At 48.7% G+C, this 17565-nt stretch carries 21 protein-coding genes; 14 read left to right on the top strand and 7 right to left on the bottom strand.

From position 1 onward, the window contains the following. The first annotated feature begins 116 nt into the window (after positions 1-116). Together mobA and BAZ21_RS04210 are read left to right on the top strand one after the other, a co-directional pair. Entirely contained in the window at positions 117-893 is a 777-nt protein-coding gene (gene mobA, locus BAZ21_RS04215; protein WP_068497384.1) for a molybdenum cofactor guanylyltransferase, read from the top strand. Between the two features lie 75 nt (positions 894-968). Next, positions 969-1583 carry a LysE/ArgO family amino acid transporter gene (locus BAZ21_RS04210; RefSeq protein WP_068498012.1) on the top strand — a complete coding sequence of 205 codons (615 nt, stop codon included), beginning with the start codon at positions 969-971 and terminating at the stop codon, positions 1581-1583. An 11-nt stretch (positions 1584-1594) separates the two neighbouring features. Here the strand turns inward: BAZ21_RS04210 and BAZ21_RS04205 are convergent, their stop codons facing one another. Both BAZ21_RS04205 and BAZ21_RS04200 read right to left on the bottom strand, forming a co-directional pair. Beyond that, positions 1595-2059 carry a DUF3592 domain-containing protein gene (locus BAZ21_RS04205; RefSeq protein WP_068497382.1) on the bottom strand — a complete coding sequence of 155 codons (465 nt, stop codon included), beginning with the start codon at positions 2057-2059 and terminating at the stop codon, positions 1595-1597. Between the two features lie 79 nt (positions 2060-2138). Next, a complete protein-coding gene (locus BAZ21_RS04200; protein WP_068497380.1) occupies positions 2139-2600 on the bottom strand; it encodes a VOC family protein in 462 nt (153 codons plus the stop codon). A 161-nt stretch (positions 2601-2761) separates the two neighbouring features. On the opposite strand from BAZ21_RS04200, the gene BAZ21_RS04195 reads away from it, so the two are divergent. Next, entirely contained in the window at positions 2762-3196 is a 435-nt protein-coding gene (locus BAZ21_RS04195; protein ID WP_068497378.1) for an Lrp/AsnC family transcriptional regulator, read from the top strand. Between the two features lie 88 nt (positions 3197-3284). On the opposite strand, the gene BAZ21_RS04190 is transcribed toward BAZ21_RS04195, so the two are convergent. From BAZ21_RS04190 to BAZ21_RS04175, 4 genes are read right to left on the bottom strand one after another with little or no spacing between them, the layout of a single operon-like run. Beyond that, complete coding sequence (locus BAZ21_RS04190; protein ID WP_068497374.1) at positions 3285-4217, bottom strand: 1-phosphofructokinase family hexose kinase; 933 nt, start codon at positions 4215-4217, stop codon at positions 3285-3287. Positions 4218-4231: 14 nt separating this feature from the next. Then, entirely contained in the window at positions 4232-4546 is a 315-nt protein-coding gene (locus BAZ21_RS04185) for a DMT family transporter (RefSeq protein ID WP_068497373.1), read from the bottom strand. Next, a complete protein-coding gene (locus BAZ21_RS04180; protein ID WP_068497371.1) occupies positions 4546-4887 on the bottom strand; it encodes a DMT family transporter in 342 nt (113 codons plus the stop codon). Before BAZ21_RS04180 ends, BAZ21_RS04185 begins: the two co-directional genes overlap by 1 nt. A 25-nt stretch (positions 4888-4912) precedes the next feature. Continuing rightward, on the bottom strand, positions 4913-5506 hold the full coding sequence (locus BAZ21_RS04175; RefSeq protein WP_068497369.1) for a TetR/AcrR family transcriptional regulator: 594 nt from the start codon (positions 5504-5506) through the stop codon (positions 4913-4915). A gap of 231 nt (positions 5507-5737) precedes the next feature. Between BAZ21_RS04175 and cls the strand changes: the two genes are divergently transcribed. Next, entirely contained in the window at positions 5738-7249 is a 1512-nt protein-coding gene (cls, locus tag BAZ21_RS04170; protein WP_068497367.1) for a cardiolipin synthase, read from the top strand. Positions 7250-7294: 45 nt separating this feature from the next. Here the strand turns inward: cls and BAZ21_RS04165 are convergent, their stop codons facing one another. Then, positions 7295-8323, bottom strand: a complete 1029-nt coding sequence (locus BAZ21_RS04165; protein ID WP_256019730.1) for a zinc-dependent alcohol dehydrogenase — start codon at positions 8321-8323, stop codon at positions 7295-7297. Between the two features lie 231 nt (positions 8324-8554). Between BAZ21_RS04165 and BAZ21_RS04160 the strand changes: the two genes are divergently transcribed. The 10 genes from BAZ21_RS04160 (at position 8555) to prmC (ending at position 17493) form a co-directional block, all read left to right on the top strand. Further along, positions 8555-9226: a response regulator transcription factor gene (locus tag BAZ21_RS04160; RefSeq protein ID WP_068497362.1), complete on the top strand. Its 672-nt coding sequence runs from the start codon at positions 8555-8557 to the stop codon at positions 9224-9226. Continuing rightward, positions 9223-10290 (top strand): HAMP domain-containing sensor histidine kinase, encoded by a 1068-nt coding sequence (locus BAZ21_RS04155; protein ID WP_068497360.1) that lies wholly within the window; start codon positions 9223-9225, stop codon positions 10288-10290. The genes BAZ21_RS04160 and BAZ21_RS04155 overlap by 4 nt, the downstream gene beginning before the upstream one ends. 174 nt (positions 10291-10464) lie before the next feature. Then, positions 10465-10890 (top strand): DMT family transporter, encoded by a 426-nt coding sequence (locus tag BAZ21_RS04150; protein ID WP_068497358.1) that lies wholly within the window; start codon positions 10465-10467, stop codon positions 10888-10890. A 63-nt stretch (positions 10891-10953) separates the two neighbouring features. Further along, complete coding sequence (locus tag BAZ21_RS04145; RefSeq protein WP_068497356.1) at positions 10954-11658, top strand: Crp/Fnr family transcriptional regulator; 705 nt, start codon at positions 10954-10956, stop codon at positions 11656-11658. A gap of 34 nt (positions 11659-11692) precedes the next feature. Next, positions 11693-12184 (top strand): DMT family transporter, encoded by a 492-nt coding sequence (locus BAZ21_RS04140; protein WP_068497354.1) that lies wholly within the window; start codon positions 11693-11695, stop codon positions 12182-12184. Positions 12185-12423: 239 nt separating this feature from the next. Then, a complete protein-coding gene (gene fni / locus BAZ21_RS04135) occupies positions 12424-13524 on the top strand; it encodes a type 2 isopentenyl-diphosphate Delta-isomerase (protein WP_068497352.1) in 1101 nt (366 codons plus the stop codon). Then, positions 13521-14012 carry a GNAT family N-acetyltransferase gene (locus BAZ21_RS04130; protein WP_068497350.1) on the top strand — a complete coding sequence of 164 codons (492 nt, stop codon included), beginning with the start codon at positions 13521-13523 and terminating at the stop codon, positions 14010-14012. Before fni ends, BAZ21_RS04130 begins: the two co-directional genes overlap by 4 nt. 132 nt (positions 14013-14144) lie before the next feature. Continuing rightward, the gene (gene ychF, locus BAZ21_RS04125; protein ID WP_068497348.1) at positions 14145-15245 is read left to right on the top strand and encodes a redox-regulated ATPase YchF; all 1101 of its coding nucleotides are present in this window, start codon (positions 14145-14147) and stop codon (positions 15243-15245) included. A gap of 277 nt (positions 15246-15522) precedes the next feature. Continuing rightward, positions 15523-16590: a peptide chain release factor 1 gene (gene prfA / locus BAZ21_RS04120; protein ID WP_068497346.1), complete on the top strand. Its 1068-nt coding sequence runs from the start codon at positions 15523-15525 to the stop codon at positions 16588-16590. A 3-nt stretch (positions 16591-16593) separates the two neighbouring features. Further along, positions 16594-17493 carry a peptide chain release factor N(5)-glutamine methyltransferase gene (prmC, locus tag BAZ21_RS04115; RefSeq protein WP_068497344.1) on the top strand — a complete coding sequence of 300 codons (900 nt, stop codon included), beginning with the start codon at positions 16594-16596 and terminating at the stop codon, positions 17491-17493. The last annotated feature ends 72 nt before the right edge of the window (positions 17494-17565 follow it).

Here is a 17565-nt window from a genome sequence, read left to right as displayed (position 1 = left end):
CTTTTTTTGGCGGTCCGTGTGGATCGCCATTTTTTATGTTTATAATAGATGCTATTATTAGAGCTATCGCTATTTAATGATAGATTTTTTTCTAGGAAAAAGGAGGCGCGATGGTAATGGTGGAGGTGACTGGGATTATCGTGGCAGGCGGACGCTCCAGCAGAATGGGGCAGGACAAAGCACTGCTCCAGCTCGGAGGAGTTACGGTGCTGGAGAGAATAGCTGAAGTGCTAGGACAAGTAGCGGGACGGGTTATTGCAGTGACCCGAGATACAGAGCAGTATAGGGGACTGGGGTTGGAAACGACGGCAGACCTGTATCCCGGCTTGGGTCCTTTGAGCGGCATTCATGCAGGACTTTCTGCTTCCAAAACGGAATGGGGGATCGTAGTAGCCTGTGACATGCCCTTTGTGCAGCCAGAGGTATTGCATGCTCTACTTGCTCATGCAACGAACTGGGCAGCGGCGCAAGAGGTAGCCAGTGAACAAAGGAAGCAACAAGTACAAGGAGAGCAAGGTTCATTGGCTGAAAACGCTTTGTTGCCCCAGCCAACGGAACCAGCATTACAGGCGGTGATTGCCTCTGTGGATGGACGTATACATCCGTTGCTGGGCCTATATCATCGCAGTACGTTGCCGTCTGCTGAACAATGTTTGCGAAGTGGCCGTCTTCGTCTGATCGACTGGCTGAATTCCTTGAACGTTCGTTATGAGAGAGCGGGCGAATGGTCGGGGGCGAGCTTAGACATGTGGAAGCAAGCTGTGTTCAACATGAACTATCCACAGGACTACCAGCTTACCGTGAAACAATTGGAGTGTATACAAGACGTACCAGCCATGCAAAAAACAGAAAATAGAGGGAACCCGGAAAACCTAAGAAATCCAGAACGATGATCTCACCAAGGACAGGAAGGGAATAGTGGAAGATGAGAGAGAAGATATGTAATGATTTTGGGGGGAGTACATAATATGCTGGGAACTATTATCCATGCCGTTTTATTGGCACTGGGGCTGATTTTGCCTTTGGGAGTGCAAAATGTATTTGTGTTTAATCAGGGGGCGTCACAGTCGCGGTTTCGCAATGCACTGCCTGCCGTCATTACGGCGGGTGTCTGTGATACAATCCTGATCGCGCTTGCGGTTGGGGGTGTTTCCCTTGTTTTGCAGCGGTTTCTATGGCTCACGAATGTGCTCTATGCCGCAGGCTGTTTGTTTTTGCTATATATGGCCTGGACCCTTTGGAGATCAGAGGCAGCTTCTTCGGGAGAAAGCCAGCCTATGCTTCCAAAACGGCAGATGATTTTTGCTGCTTCGGTATCCTTGCTAAATCCGCATGCCATACTCGACACCGTTGGCGTAATTGGAACCAGCTCACTTCAATATGATGGTGCGGAACGCTGGGCCTTCGGCTTGGCCACTGTGTCAGTATCGTGGATATGGTTTATCGGTTTGGCCATGGCTGGGCGTCTCGTTGGACGTATGGATTCAGAAGGAAGGTTCGGTACGGTGCTCAATAAAATATCGGCACTGATTATTTTAGGACTGGCTATTTATATGGCAATCAATTTTATCACCGGTATGTAATCTAAACCTTGCTAGAAGAAAAACTTCAATATCACGAATACCCCGCTCAAAGCGAAGGGAATACCGATCAAAAACAGCGAGAAGGCAAGACAGCCTGCCCCATTTACACCGCCAGCAATTCTGGCGTCCCGAGGGTTTGCCGGATTGTATAGTACATTGATCTTACTGCCAACCCGGTTGAAGCTTAGATTGGTGCTATAAGGATTCCAGAATTCCACAGCTTGGCCTGAAGTCGTATAGAAACGTACTTTTAATTGGCGAGTGTAGCTGGTATCTACCGGATCATCACGATCAAAGGGAACGACATCTACGTCAACTTCAATATGCGCATCAACGATTTGCCCCTTGGTACGAATCCAATGGTGTTTACGATAGCGATGGCGACGGATAGTTCTGAATCCAAAATAGATGAGCAGCAGCCCAAGCAAGCTGAACAACGGCATCAGCAGATCGGAGCTAAAATGAAACCAATACACATTAAAATCAATTGATATGATAATCTACTCCTTATAGATAACATGGTAATCAATATATCGGAATATCGGACTACGTTGATTATTTTTTGTTCGATAAGGACATGTCAAAATTAACATCTTCAATAAATTCAATAACCTCACCATTGGGGCTGTGAACTAATGCATTTTTGACAGCCAGAGGGGGTTCGCCAAGCGTGAGCTGACCAGGTTCCACAAAGGTTCTTGCTCCATGGTCGAGGGCCCGTTGATATATTTCATCCACGTTGTCTACGTAAAAGGCCAGGTGCAATAAAGCACCGTGAGCAATTTCTTCCTCAGAAGCAGCCTTTTTTCCTTGGGCAGGAATGACTGCATCGTTGTCAAAAATTTCGAGACAGGTTCTCTGATCAGGTGAAATAAGCATAGAGGCCTCTTGGATTTGGAAGGATGGCAGGCTCCAGTAATGCCCTCTTTTAAACCCTAATACTTCGGTATAAAATGCTATAGTTGTCTGGTAATCGATGGCTTGAATCGCCACATGCGCTAGTCCCATTACACTCATGTTGAAATCTCTCCTTATATGTAGGTTAACCTTAGTATATAGATGATATTTTAGCTTTTACATATAAAAAGAGAGGTAATTGAGCTGGATTATTGATTAAATAAAAGGTAATATGGCTGAAAAATATTACTTTTCTAAAATTGGATCAGGAGGTGCTTGATATGCAGCATCATTTAGACGATATAGACCACAAAATAATGCAGTTGCTTCAGCATGATGCCAGGATATCTATTTCCCAGATCAGTAAAGAAATTTCCATGTCTCAACCGTCCGTTAAAGAAAGAATGGTCAAGCTTGAAGAGAAAGGGGTCATCTCCGGATATAGTGCTGTATTTAATTTGCGGGAACTGAATCGAGGGACCACTACTTTTATCTTATTAAAGACAGAACATTGCCAAGAGCTGGTTGATTTTTGTGAAGAAGCGAAGGAAGTTACCGATTTGTTTCGTATCAGTGGGGAGTTTAATTATCTTATCAAGATACAAACTGCTTCGGTAGAGGAAATTGCAGAGTTTCAAGATTCACTGGTCAAGCTGGGCCCTTCGAAGTCACATATTTGCATGAAAAATATACTGGAAAACAGGGTTTTGCTGTAAGCTCGTCAGCGAACGGCACATTGGGACTAAAGTATATTCGAGCCATAAACAAGAGAATATTCAAATGGAATAAAAAAGTGACGCTGCTTTACAACAGCGTCACCGTAATGCCTTGCTCCAGACGTTTCACGTCCTGGAGCTCGATCCTGCCGGCCATGGCGTGCAAAGCTGCCGCCGTACCGCAGGCCGCTCCCTGCCGCAGCATGGCAGGGAGCTCCAGTCCCGCCGCCGCGCCGGTGACCAGCCCGGCGACCATGGCGTCACCGCTGCCGAGCGCGCTGACAATGTCCGCGTGTGGCAGGCTCACGCGGTAGCGCGCATCGCGCGTCACCGCCAGCGCCCCGCGTGCGCCGAGCGAAATGACGGCCAGCTGCGCTCCGGCCTCAAGCAGCTGCGCTGCCGCCGCTTCAGCGGCATCCGGGCGCGCGGCGTCGATGCCGGCGAAGTGAGCGGCCTCGACCTCGTTAGGCTTCACGAGGTCGGGCTTTCCGCGCAGCCCCAGGCGCAGCGCTTCGCCGCTCGCGTCCAGCGCCACCCGTGCGCCGTGCGCCTTCGCCAGCGTGCACAGCTCGGCGTACAGATCTGGCGGGCAGCCGGGGGGCAGACTGCCCGAGAATACGACCCAAGCCGAGTCCACGGCAAGGGTCGCGATTTTGCGCCGCAGCGCGGCCAGCTCCAGCGGTCCGATGGTCGGACCGCTCTCAATGAGCTCGGTCTGCGTGTGCGCAGACGGGTCGAGCACGGTAATGGCGAGACGGGTTTCCCCGTGAGCGGCTTCGATGAAATCGATGCTCACGCCTTCCGCGCGCAGCCCGTCGGTGAGCAGCCGTCCGGTGTGTCCGGCGACAAACCCGGTCGCCCGCACAGGCTCGCCCAGCGTGCGAATGACGCGGGCGGCATTCACGCCCTTGCCGCCCGGCACCGTCAGACCGCCTTCGATGCGGTGGACGGCATTCAAGCCGAAGCCTGCAACGGTGTAGATTTTGTCTACAGCCGCATTAAGCGTTACGGTTGTAATCACAAGGCATCACTCCTTTAGGAAATCAGCTTTAAACCCAAAGCTGCGGCAAGAATCATGGCGATGAACAGGACACGCAATACGCTTTTTTGCTCACCATACAAAAACATGCCTGTAATCGTGCTGCCTACCGTTCCGATGCCTGTCCATACCGCATAAGAAGTCCCCATAGGCAAACTCTTCATCGCATAGCTGAGCAACGAGAAGCTGAGAACAAAGGATAAGACCATCAGCATTAAAGCCTTCCATCCCTTGCCAACCGTAATTCCCTTCATGCCAATGACTCCGAATACTTCCGAACATCCCGCCATAACCAATGCAAGCCAAGCCATTATGCGTCACTTCCTTTCTGAGCATCGCGGTCAGTCACTAATTTCAGGCCAATGACACCTGCCAGCAAAAGTGCAATTAACAGCGTTTTGGACCATTGAAACGGTTCCCCGAATAGCAGCATTTCGCCTACGACGGTGCCACCTGTGCCCAGTCCGGTGAATACGGCATACACCGTGCCTACAGGCAGGCGGTTGGCAGCCTTTATAATTAAATAAAAGCTGGCTGCGATCGCCAGCACAGTTATCATCCAGGCGAGTACAGAATCCGCGTGCTTCAGACCCGATACCCATACGACCTCAATCAGGCCGCCCACAAAAACATAAATCCAACTGCGGTTCATGATGAACGTTCTCCTCTCTGCTTCTTCATGCTTCATAAGGTGGAATTAACGTAATCCCACGCCAAAAAATAGGCCACGCAGCGTTCAGTCTCCGGCGGTAGTTGATGCTTCCACTGTACAGCAGCTCCACCATGATTCCGTCCACCAATGTCATGTAGGCTAAAGCCACATCCACTGGCTCCATATGTCCAAAGGGTTCCCGATCCCGCGTATTCCGGATGCGGCGAGTCAATTTTCGCTCCATTTTGTCCAGAAAAGGATTAACGATATCCAGAACCTCGTTATACAAAGATACAGGCGGAAAGAAGGAAAAGCGAATCATAAACTTGGCGGTGTTGTTGTTCTCATATTCCTGTCCCATCCAAAACAGGAAGTCATGCAGTGTATGCTCCAGCGACTGATCTCTACGTTCCGTAAAGTATTCGAAAATACGTAAATTCTGCTCTTGAAAAGCGTATCTCGCCACCTGTAGAAACAGATCCTCCTTGCCTTGAAAATGCGCATATATAGACGGTTTTCGAATACCGACCTCACCGGCAATATTGCTCAAGGATGCTCCCTCATACCCAATGGTGGCAAAATGGAAAAGAGCAGCCTTTCGAATGTCTTCCATTCCCATTATTTTCACCTACCTAACGTTCGTTAGTTCATTCTTGCACGAAAAAAAATGAGTGTCAACCCCGTATCCTTTCATTTGTAAGGATCTTGCAAGATCCTCTTGTACTTTGCTTTTCTCCAGATTCATTTATTATCATTATCTTTAATAAAAAAGTGGGAAGAAATAAGGGGCTCATGTACAATATAATGAAGAATACCTGTCAAATGCAGTCCATTGGAAGTGAGGTTGGCTATGAGGCGAAGTTTGCTGGCCGTGTTGATCGCGGTTTTGGTGTTTATTTTTTATTATTTTGGCTTGTTTAATTCCATCGGCACAAATGAAGGGACTGTCATCAGTATCTTTTCTACCCTGACGGTTATCTCTATCAGTCTGATTATTTTTACGGAGAATCGCAATCCTTCCACTACGATGTCATGGATTCTGCTGCTGGCTTTGCTGCCGGTTGTTGGACTTCCTCTTTATTTTTTGTTTGGGCAAAATGTTTTCAAACGCCGCAAGTATGACAAAAAGGCATTGCGTGACCAAGAGGCTTACGAGCGGATTGAAAAGGACGCCATGCACGTCAAACGTGATCTGACCTGCTTTACAGATGAGCAGCAGCAGTTGATGCGTTTGACTCGCAGACTGGCCCGCTCCCCGATTTATTTTGCAACAGAAACTCAAATTCTGAACAATGGGGATGAAACTTTCTCCACGCTGCTGGAAGAGCTGCGTAAGGCGCAGCATCATATCCATATGGAATATTACATTTTCCGGTCGGATGATATCGGTACAAGCATTCAGAAAATTTTGATCGAAAAGGCGAAAGCAGGCGTCAAGGTCCGGTTTATGTACGATGCGGTGGGCAGCATTCAGTTGTCGAAGGCATTTTTGAAGGAGATGAGAGATGCGGGAGTAGAAGTCGTTGCATACGGCGGCGCGCGGATATTGTTCTTCTCTAGCCGGGTAAACTACCGTAATCACCGTAAAATCGTGGTCATTGACGGCAATATCGGATTGATTGGCGGTCTGAATGTAGGGGATGAGTATCTTAGTCGCAATAAAGCCTACGGCTTCTGGCGTGACACGCACATGATTGTGAAGGGTGAGGCTGTGCGGACGCTGCAGCTTATATTTTTGCAGGACTGGCTTCATATGACAGGCGAATCGGTGCTGGATAAGGAATATCTGTCTCCCAATATTGAGCCGATTACGGATGGGGGCGTGCAAATCATTGCCAGCGGCCCGGATAATGAGCGGAGAACGCTCAAAAATCTGTTTTTCTCCATGATCACGTCCGCTCGCAAGTCGGTCTGGCTGGCCACACCTTATTTCATCCCGGACGAGGATATTCTGACTGCCCTGCGGATGGCTGCTTTATCCGGTCTGGATGTGCGCATTCTGTTTCCTGCGAAACCGGACAAATGGCTACCGTTTCTCGCGTCCCATTCATACTTCCAATCGCTGCTGGAGGTAGGGGTTAAGGTATATGAATATGAAAAAGGGTTTCTTCACTCCAAGCTGCTCATCATTGACGGGGAGGTTGCTACCATTGGAACCGCCAATATGGATATGCGTAGCTTTCATTTGAACTTTGAAGTCAATGCCCTGTTGATTCAAACGCACAGTGTACAGCAGATGGTGAAGGATTACGAGCGGGACTTGCAGTCCGCCAGTCTAATCGTTCGCGAGGAATTTATGAAAAAGCGTCTGTTCAAACGCTTGATGGAATCACTTGCCCGGTTGCTTTCACCACTCTTGTAGGATGAGTAGATCAAGGCTGGTGTTGTTAATCTCGTTGGTGGAATTTCACGTTAAATCCACAACCACTTTCACTGTTTCTTTAGCATCAATGGCCTTATTAAAGGCTTCTTGAATATCATCAAGCTTGTATACCTGCGTTGTCAGGGTGGAGAGCTCACTCTTGAAATTTTTAAGATGCTCTACAACCTTGCAAAAATCTTCGTGGGTATAGCCGCTAGAACCTTTAATTTGTACTTCTTTTGACATGACTTGGTGCAAGCTGACTGGCACCTCCGTTTTATAAACGGCAATAATCGAAATTCTGGCCTCGGGTTTAACGATTCTCATAACGCTTTCAAACAAAGCCGGAGCACCCGCTGCATCTATAAACACATCTACATTGGGGACGTCAAGACCGTAAACGTTCACGGTACCAAAATGTGCAGCCAAACCTTCTTCAAGTGTTGTTTCTGCTGTATTCACGGTTACAGCACCTATTCCAGCAGCTTTTGCCAATCGCCATTCGTCAATATCGACAACACAGACGTTGTTCATGCCTTCAGCAATCAAGCTGGCAGCAGCGAGAAGTCCGATCGGACCTGCGCCCAGAACGACAATATTATCGGTTGGCTGCGGGTTCGCGCTGAAAGCACCGTGCCGTCCAACGGCCATCGGTTCCAGCAGTGACGCGACCTCTAAGGGAACACTTTTATCGATTTCATACAGATTATAGTTAAGCTCAGCATCTTCCACCAGGACATATTGGGAAAATCCGGAACATTCCAGGGACAACCGTCTCCCAACTTTTTTTGCTGTAATGGGATTAATCCCTACACGCATCCCGACTTTGATCTGTGGAGACACTTCAGATCCAATTTCTACAACATCGCCGACCATTTCATGTCCAAATTCTGAACCAAGCCGGATTCCCATATCTCCTTTACCGACCTTGACGATATTAATATCTGTACCGCATATCCCGCCGCACAAATTTTTGACCAGGACATCTTTGGGAGCCACAACCGGAATTGATTTTTCCTCAACCCGAATATCATTTTTGCCATAATAGATCGCTGCCTTCATTTCTGACTTCACTCCCTATGAATTATAATCGTTCGCCTGCACGTTTTTTACTTCAACAGCTTCCAATGAGGATTGGATTGCCTTATCATGCAGCAGGAATGTTTCAAATATGTTGAAGAAATGTGTGCGAAATATTAATAAAAAATAATTTGCTGATTCGCTCAAAAGTACGTGTTCGCTTTCAAACATTTTTTTAATATCTATCGATTATGATGATTCTATTCCCTTGGAAAGGACGTTTTTATGATCAACATACTCGTTGTCGAGGACGATACCAAGCTCAACCAAATTTTTTGCACCTATTTAAGCAACAACGGATACAAAGCCAAGGGTTGCCTGAATGCGCGGGAGGCATATGACTTGATGTATAACAATTTGTATGACCTTCTCATTTCCGACGTCATGATGCCGGAAATCGACGGCTTTGAATTTGCGGAGACGGTCAGAGGTATTAACAAGACAATCCCTATTCTTTTTATTACGGCCCGTGACGATATTTCCTCCAAACAAAAAGGCTTCCTTGCAGGCATTGACGATTACATGGTGAAACCGATTCATATGGATGAACTGGTCTTGCGAGTGGGGGCGCTGCTTCGACGGGCCAATATTGCCCATGAGAAAAAGCTGAGGGTAGGGAGTCTTTTGATGGATGCAGATGATAGGACTGCAACGGTGAACGGCAGAGAAGTTCCCGTGACGGTCAGGGAATTTAATATCCTCTATAAATTGCTCTCCTATCCTAAGCATACCTTTTCACGTGCCCAGCTGATGGACGAGTTTTGGGGCATCGAGAGCCAAACCAGCCTTCGTGCGGTGGATGTTTATATTGTCAAACTCAGGGACAAGTTTTCCTGCTGTGAGGATTTCAAGATCATGACGGTGCATGGTCTTGGATACAAGGCAGTGCTTCAATGAAGAAGAAACTGAAGCCGGATGTCCGGATTATGTCATCGTATTTTTCATGGAAAGATTTTTTGGTCACCTATTTTTTGCTGTCCACACTAACCGCAGGGCAAGCGTTAATCTATAATGCGTATATTCCCGGAGAATACCTCCCGTGGCAGTACATCTTCGGGATCTCAGGTTATTGGGTCATCGTAAGCCTCATTTATTGCCTTGTTACCGCTCGACAAAAGTACAACAAATTTGATAAGCCCATGCGAAAACTCAGTGAGGCGGCCAAACAGGTAGCTGAGGGTGACTTTTCGGTCTATCTCGAACCAATTCACAAAGCGGACAAGAAGGACTATGTAGACGTGATGTTTGAGGATTTCAACAAGATGGTCGAGGAGTTGGGCAGCATTGAAACGCTGAAAAACGACTTTATTGCCAATGTGTCCCATGAAATCAAGACCCCGCTGTCTGTCATTCACGGCTACGCTACGGCACTGAAGCAGGATGATTTGCCGCCGGAGCTTCGGAAGGACTATACGGATACAATCATTTCTTCCACTAATAAACTAGCAACACTCGTAGTCAACATACTTAAGCTAAACAAATTGGAGAATCAGGAGATCAGCGCTGCGGCCGACCCTTACGATCTGTGCAGGCAGCTGTGCGACTGCACTCTTTATTTTGAAAATGCATGGGAAGAAAAAAATATTGAATTGGTGGTGGATATAGAGGATCGAGCCATCATTCACGCGGATGAAAGCATGATGGAGATTGTGTGGCACAATCTGATCTCCAATGCGCTAAAATTTACATCTCCCGGTGGAACGATCATCCTAAGGCAAATTTCGGACGAAGATACGATTACCGTCATGGTATCAGACACGGGCTGCGGCATGGACGAGGAAACGATGAAGCATATTTTCGATAAATTCTATCAGGGCGATCCTTCACATCATGCAGAGGGAAACGGGCTTGGACTTGCGCTTTCGCTACGTGTGATTGAATTGGTTGGCGGTGTCATATCAGTTAAGAGCGAACCGGGCGAGGGAACAACATTCACAGTCCAATTAAAAGTAGAAAAGTGAGAAGCCAGCGCACTCCACAAAAATGTCAATCTATCACGGATTCAGGATTAATAAAAGCCCCCATTTAACAGGCTGAAACGGAATGGAATGATTGAGGACATATGTCCTTTATAGGAAGTCTGCCCTATACTTTAATATATAAAAACGTCATTTACATGGGGAGAATAACGATTGATGAGAGGAATTTTGTTTGCTTTTCTGGGAGGCGCTTGCATTACGCTGCAAGGGGTGGCGAATACACGAATCAGTCATGATATCGGTACATGGCAGGCAGCTACGGTTACTCAATTAATCGGCTTTATTTTGGCTGCCTTGGTCTGGATGGTTACACGGGACGGACGCGTGGCCGAAATGAAACAGGTAAAGCCGATGTATCTTTGGGGTGGCGCATTTGCAGCCATTATCATATTCAGCGAAGTTACGGCTATTCAACATATCGGCGTGACGTTCACGATTTCGGCGCTGTTGATTTCCCAGTTGTGCTTAACCTTCTTGATCGATATCAGGGGATGGTTCGGTCTAATGAAGCAAAAGATGAAGCTGCCGCAATTTATAGGCATTGGCATGATGATCGCGGGTGTGATTATTTTGAAGCTCTAACTAGAACTTCATTCGTTATTCGTTGCAAAAGTCCAGAACGCAGAATTGAAGGTGAGCTTAGGAATGAGAGAAATTCAGGACCAAGAGCAACTGCAACATTTTTTGCAACTGCATCAGCTGGAATCCATACTCTATGAGCCACTGCGTCCTCATTTATCATTGCATCGTTTGGAACAAGGGGAAAAGCTTTGTTCACAGGGGGATGCTATTGAATATCTGTACATATTGGTACAGGGCAAGGTCAAGATTTATACCAGCTCTACGGAAGGCAAGACATTGATCCTCTGCTTCAAAAAACCGATCGAAGTCATTGGGGATGTTGAATATATTCGCAGTAGTCAAGTAATCAATACGGTAGAGGCTGTGTCTCCGATCTATGTGATCGGTATTCACCATCAATGGATGCAAAAATACGGAAGAGACTATGCTCCTTTACTCCAGTTTTTACTGGATGTAGTCACGCGAAAGTTTTGCCTGGACTCCGACTTTTCCAACTTCAACCTCATGTACCCCGTGGAAGTCAGATTGGCAAGCTATCTGCTATCCGTTTCTTTTGACGAATCCGATTCTGTCTTTCATGAAGAATTACGGGTATCCAGTCTAGTGGATGTAGCGAATCTGATCGGAACCAGCTACAGACATCTTAACCGCGTCATACGCAAGATGATTGAGGATGGATGGGTTGAGCGGACAAAAGGCTACATTGTCATTCGGGACAGACAGGGTTTAAGCGAGCTGGCAGGCCAGAATATTTACGAATCTTTGTAGTAAATCAAAGGATCATCAGGGGAGAGTTGAAATCATGTTATCAGGGATTGTACTCGCGATCATTGCGGGTGCTTTGGTCAGTTTGCAAACGATATTCAACAATAAGGTGAATGAGCGGACAGGTTCATGGGCTACAACCACATTGGTGTTGGGAACAGGCTTCCTGGCTTCCTTGCTCGGAAGTCTTATTTTTGAAGGGAAAAATACATTTACTTTGCAGCATATGCAGCTGTGGTACTGGTTCAGTGGAATGATTGGTGTCGGCGTCGTGTTTTGTCTGGTACAAGGCATGAAGCGGCTTGCCCCAACCTATGCAATCTCGGTTGTATTGACAGCACAATTAGGCACCGCTTTGTTGTGGGATTCGCTGGGGTGGCTGGGGCTGGAAAAGATTCCGTTCACCTTTAACAAGCTGATCGGGGTGCTGGTTATTATCGGTGGTATTCTGGTATTCAAGCTTGGTCAGGGGCGTACGAAGGGACAACAAAAAAACATTACGCCTGTGCCTGACTCACTGGAGGGATGAATTGAGGCAGACGCGAATAGATTAGGATGAGAAAAGCCGCCCCTCCGTGTGGGAGCGGTTTTTGTGATGTATATATTTTTCCATCCATGATACAATGAAGATATCTTAAATTGACGTTTTTAAAGGCTCTGATATAGGAGACGATAAATAGATCGGTTACCGTGTTCGGGAACGGTCTTATTTGTGCTTCTCGAACCCGATACCGATAAACAGAGCGACTTGGATGAGGTGAAATATAGATGAGTAATGCAGAGCATAAAAAAGGATCACCTGACGGTTCCGGCAGGACTGGCTCCTTGTTGCCTGCCGCGCGGACAGGTGAACGGAAGATTGAGCACGTCCGCCTTTGTCTGCAAGAAGATGTGGCGGGGGAAGGCATCACCAGTGGACTGGAGCGGTATGCCTTTAAACACTGCGCACTGCCTGAGCTGCATTTTGACCATGTGCGTCTGAATACTGCCTTTCTGGGACGCACTGTGCGCACACCGCTGCTTATAAGCTCCATGACAGGAGGCAGCGCCGAGACGGGGGCGATCAATGAGCGATTGGCAGAGACGGCCGAGAAGCGTGGTTGGGCGTTGGGCGTTGGTTCGGTACGGGCTGCGATAGAAAGAGAAGAATTGGCCTCAACCTTTGCGGTTCGCCGTCTGGCGCCCAGTATACCGATTTTTGCCAATCTGGGGGCGGTACAGCTAAACTACGGATTTGGTGTGGACGATTGTCGTCGTGCCGTGGAAATTGCCGGAGCTGACATGCTGGTACTGCATTTGAACGGATTGCAGGAGATTTTTCAACCTGAAGGGAATTTAGATTTTAGTGGTCTGCTTGGGCGTATCGAGGAGCTGTGTCGTCAGCTTTCAGTGCCTGTAGGAGTCAAGGAAGTAGGCTGGGGCATTGATGGCGAGACGGCCTCCAGACTATATGATGCGGGTGCAGCTTTTATTGATGTTGCTGGCGCGGGCGGGACAAGCTGGAGCCAGGTGGAAAAATTCCGCAATCCCGATCCTGTACGCCGTGCGGCGGCGGAAGCGTTTGCCGATTGGGGTAACTCCACCGCAGATTGCATCGTAGAAGTCAGGGCCACTCAGCCCCATGGTGCTCTGATCGGCAGCGGTGGATTGAGAGATGGTGTCGATGCCGCCAAGGCGCTTGCTTTGGGCGCTGACATGGCAGGCTTCGGACGTTCCTTGCTCGGCTCGGCGGTCGCCTCCAGCGAGGCGTTGGAAGCGCGATTGGAGCAGGTAGAGCTGGAATTGCGTACAGTCATGTTTGGCATCGGAGTAGCTGGGATTGAAGGTCTTAAAGACACAACTCGACTAAGAAAGAAGGCGAACGGATGAGTGGATTCATCAGATTGGTTCCGATGAACGCAGAGCAATATGAACACTTTGAACAGCGTTCGCTCGCGGATTACGCGGAGGAGAAAATTCAGGCAGGCACGTGGACGGTAGAAGAAGCGCCGGAGAGGGCAAGGGAGAGCTTTGCAACATATTTGCCGCAAAGACTGGATACCCCTCATGCTCACCTGTACATGCTTGAATATTCAGGTAGTGCTGGCCAGAGCCCGGAGGAAGCGGGATATATCTGGTTCAACATTACAGAAGGTACGCAAGGCAAAGAGGCTTTTTTGCTGGATATTCTCGTTTACGATTCATATCAGGGGCGAGGCCTGGGTACGTTGACGATGGGGGCGTTGGAACAGGAGGCCCGCAAGCTGGGCGCGGTTCGCATCGGTCTGCACGTATTCGGGCATAATGAGCGAGCTTTGCATGTATATCGCAAGTCGGGTTATCGGGTTACGGATATCCAGATGAGCAAAGAAATCTAGATAGGAATGCAGCAAAATCCTAAATCCACAGCCGTATGCTTGCCGCATGTATAGGTTCTCCTATATAATGTGGGTTGGTAAACTAACAGATGGTATAACGCATATTTTATATAAACGGGAGTTGTTCTGATTATGGCTTTAAAAGCGGGGATCGTGGGTCTGCCGAACGTGGGCAAATCAACACTGTTTAACGCAATAACGCAGGCGGGGGCGGAATCCGCAAACTATCCATTTTGTACAATTGACCCTAATGTAGGGGTCGTTGAAGTACCGGACGAGCGGCTGGATAAGCTGACTGAGCTGGTCGTACCGAACAAAACGGTGCCAACGGCTTTTGAATTTGTTGATATTGCAGGACTTGTACGTGGTGCCAGCAAGGGCGAGGGCTTGGGTAACAAGTTTCTGGCCCATATTCGCGAAGTAGATGCAATTGTTCATGTGGTGCGTTGCTTTGAAGATGAGAATATTACCCATGTGGACGGCAAAATTGACCCGATCAGCGACATTCAGACTATTAATCTGGAGTTGATTCTGGCGGATATCGAAAGCGTAGACAAGCGTATTGAACGTTCCCGCAAAAACATGAAGGGCGGCAACAAACAGTACGCCCAAGAGGTTGAAGTACTGGAACGGATCAAGGAATCGCTGTATGCTGACAAACCTGCGCGCAGCGTAGAATTGTCGGACGAAGACCGTCTCATTGTACGCGATCTCCATTTGCTTACGATGAAGCCTGTACTGTACGCGGCTAATGTCAGTGAAGATGGTGTAACGGAAGCTGACAGCAATCCATATGTGCAAAAGGTACGTGAATTTGCAGTCGCAGAAAATGCTGAAGTGGTACCGATCAGTGCCAAAGTAGAGTCTGAAATTGCTGAGCTGGAAGGCGAAGACAAGGCGATGTTCCTCGAGGAGCTGGGACTGACTGAATCCGGTCTGAACCGTCTGATCAAAGCAGCTTACCGCTTGTTGGGATTGTATACGTACTTCACAGCAGGTGTGCAGGAAGTACGCGCATGGACTATTCACAAAGGAACGAAGGCACCTGGCGCTGCGGGCGTCATCCACTCGGATTTTGAACGTGGGTTTATTCGCGCCGAGGTTGTATCCTACGATGATTTGGTCGCTGCCGGTTCTATGAACGGGGCCAAGGAACGTGGTCAGCTTCGTTTGGAAGGCAAGGAATATGTGGTGCAGGACGGAGACGTCATGCATTTCCGTTTTAATGTTTAGCATGCATTAGTTTCCTGTATTTCCTAATTAAGTAGTCGCTGCCTGTCCAGGGCGGCGGCTTTTTATTTGCTGCGTATTTTTTTCTTATTGAAAATTTGTCATTTAATTCATTCAGGATTTTGTGTATTCGACTCCAATAGATTTGCGGATTTTTGCAAAATCCTAAATTAGTAAGTAATTTTTGTAGCTAATTAACCGATTAGTTGTTATAATAAAGAGCTGTAGCCAGTGAATTTGAAGCTGGTTTCATATTAATTTAACTGAAGAGGTGAATCGCTTGTTGGACCGATTGCAATCATTGGCGGACCGCTACGATAAACTGAGCGAACTGCTCTGCGATCCGGATGTGGCGAACGATAGCAAGAAACTTAGAGATTATTCCAAAGAACAGTCTGATTTACAGCCTGCTTATGAAGCATATACCGAATATAAAACTGTCGTTGAAGAGCTGGACGCTGCTAAAACCATGCAGGGTGAAAAGCTGGACGACGAGATGCGTGAAATGGTCAAAATGGAGATTGAAGAGCTGAGTGCCCGCAAGCGGGAGCTGGACGAGAAAATCCGTATTTTGCTGCTGCCAAAGGACCCGAACGATGATAAGAACGTTATTATCGAAATTCGTGGTGCTGCGGGCGGTGACGAAGCCGCACTGTTTGCAGCGGACTTGTACCGGATGTACACCCGTTATGCAGATACCCAAGGCTGGCGTGTAGAGCTGATGGATGCAAACATGAATGACCTGGGGGGCTTTAAAGAGGTTATTTTCATGATTAACGGACGCGGTGCATACAGCAAAATGAAATTCGAAAGTGGCGCACATCGCGTACAGCGGATTCCGACGACGGAATCTGGCGGACGTATTCATACGTCTACCTCCACGGTATCCGTGATGCCTGAGGCAGAGGAAGTGGATATCGAAATTTTAGACAAGGATATCCGCGTGGATACTTTCTGCTCCAGCGGTGCGGGCGGTCAGTCTGTCAATACGACTAAATCCGCCGTGCGTGTGACGCATATGCCAACAGGCATTATGGCAACCTGTCAGGACGGCAAATCCCAGAACTCCAATAAGGAGAAGGCGCTGCAGGTTTTGCGCGCCCGCATTTCGGATATGATGCGCCAGGAAGAAGAAGCCAAATACGCAGGTGAGCGCAAGAGCAAAGTAGGTACCGGGGATCGCAGTGAGCGCATTCGTACCTACAACTTCCCGCAAAGTCGTGTAACAGATCACCGGATTGGCTTGACTATGCACAAGCTGGATCAGGTGATGAACGGGGAGATTGAAGAAATCGTATCGGCACTCACGATTGCGGAGCAGGCTGATTTGATGGAACAAGAGGTTTAAGCCTTGGGACACGAACGTGATCGTGCATATCGAATGTCGCCGGATCGGAGCATAAGTATCAGAGAAGCCTTAGTCGAGGCTTCTTCTTTTTTAGGAGGCTGTGGCGTATTGGAGCCACAGCATAACGCCCGCCTGTTGCTGGAGCATGTGCTTGGGCTGGAAGGCACGGCCTTCTATGCTGCACTGGCTGACCCATTCCCCGCCTCCGGCAAGGAGGCCTGGGAAGCGATCATAGCCCGTAAAGCAGCGGGCGAGCCGGCGCAGTATATTATCGGACGGCAGGAATTTTATGGCCGCCCGTTTGCGGTTTCGCCGTCGGTGCTGATCCCGCGCCCCGAGACCGAGCTGCTCGTCGAGGCCATACTCCAGCACGGCGACCGTTTGTGGTCGAACGGCGCTCCGCAGGCGCTCGATATCGGCACGGGCAGCGGTGCAATCGCCGTGACGCTGGCGGCTGAGCGCCCGCGCTGGCGCGTAGCAGCGGGGGATATTTCCGCTGCTGCGCTGAAAATGGCGGCCAGCAATGCCGCTGCGAACAGCGCAGCCGTGGAATTCCGCGAGGGCGATTTGCTAACGCCGTTCGCGGGTGCGGCGGTGGACATCCTCGTGTCCAATCCGCCGTATATCCCGGCTGCTGATATCGCTGGCTTGCAGCCGGAAGTGCGCGACCATGAGCCGCGCATGGCGCTGGATGGCGGCCCTGACGGGCTTGGCCCGTATCGGGCGATGTTGGAGCAGCTAGGGCTCCTTCAGGCTCCGCCACGGCTTATTGGATTTGAGTTGGGCATGGGGCAGGCCGGAGACGTGGCCGCGTTGCTGGAGCAGGCAGGTCATTGGAAGACAATCTTGATCGTGCCAGACCTTGCAAGGATTGAAAGACATGTCCTAGGTGTCTCGGAGTAGTGCTGCATTTTCTTTTTGCGAGTCTTTCCTTTAGAATAAGAGGAGTATGACCGAGAAACGGCTCAGGGGGAA

It is taken from the genome of Paenibacillus kribbensis, from assembly GCF_001705305.1.
GTDB lineage: Bacteria > Bacillota > Bacilli > Paenibacillales > Paenibacillaceae > Paenibacillus > Paenibacillus kribbensis_B.
This window is presented reverse-complemented; position numbering and strand designations above follow the sequence as displayed.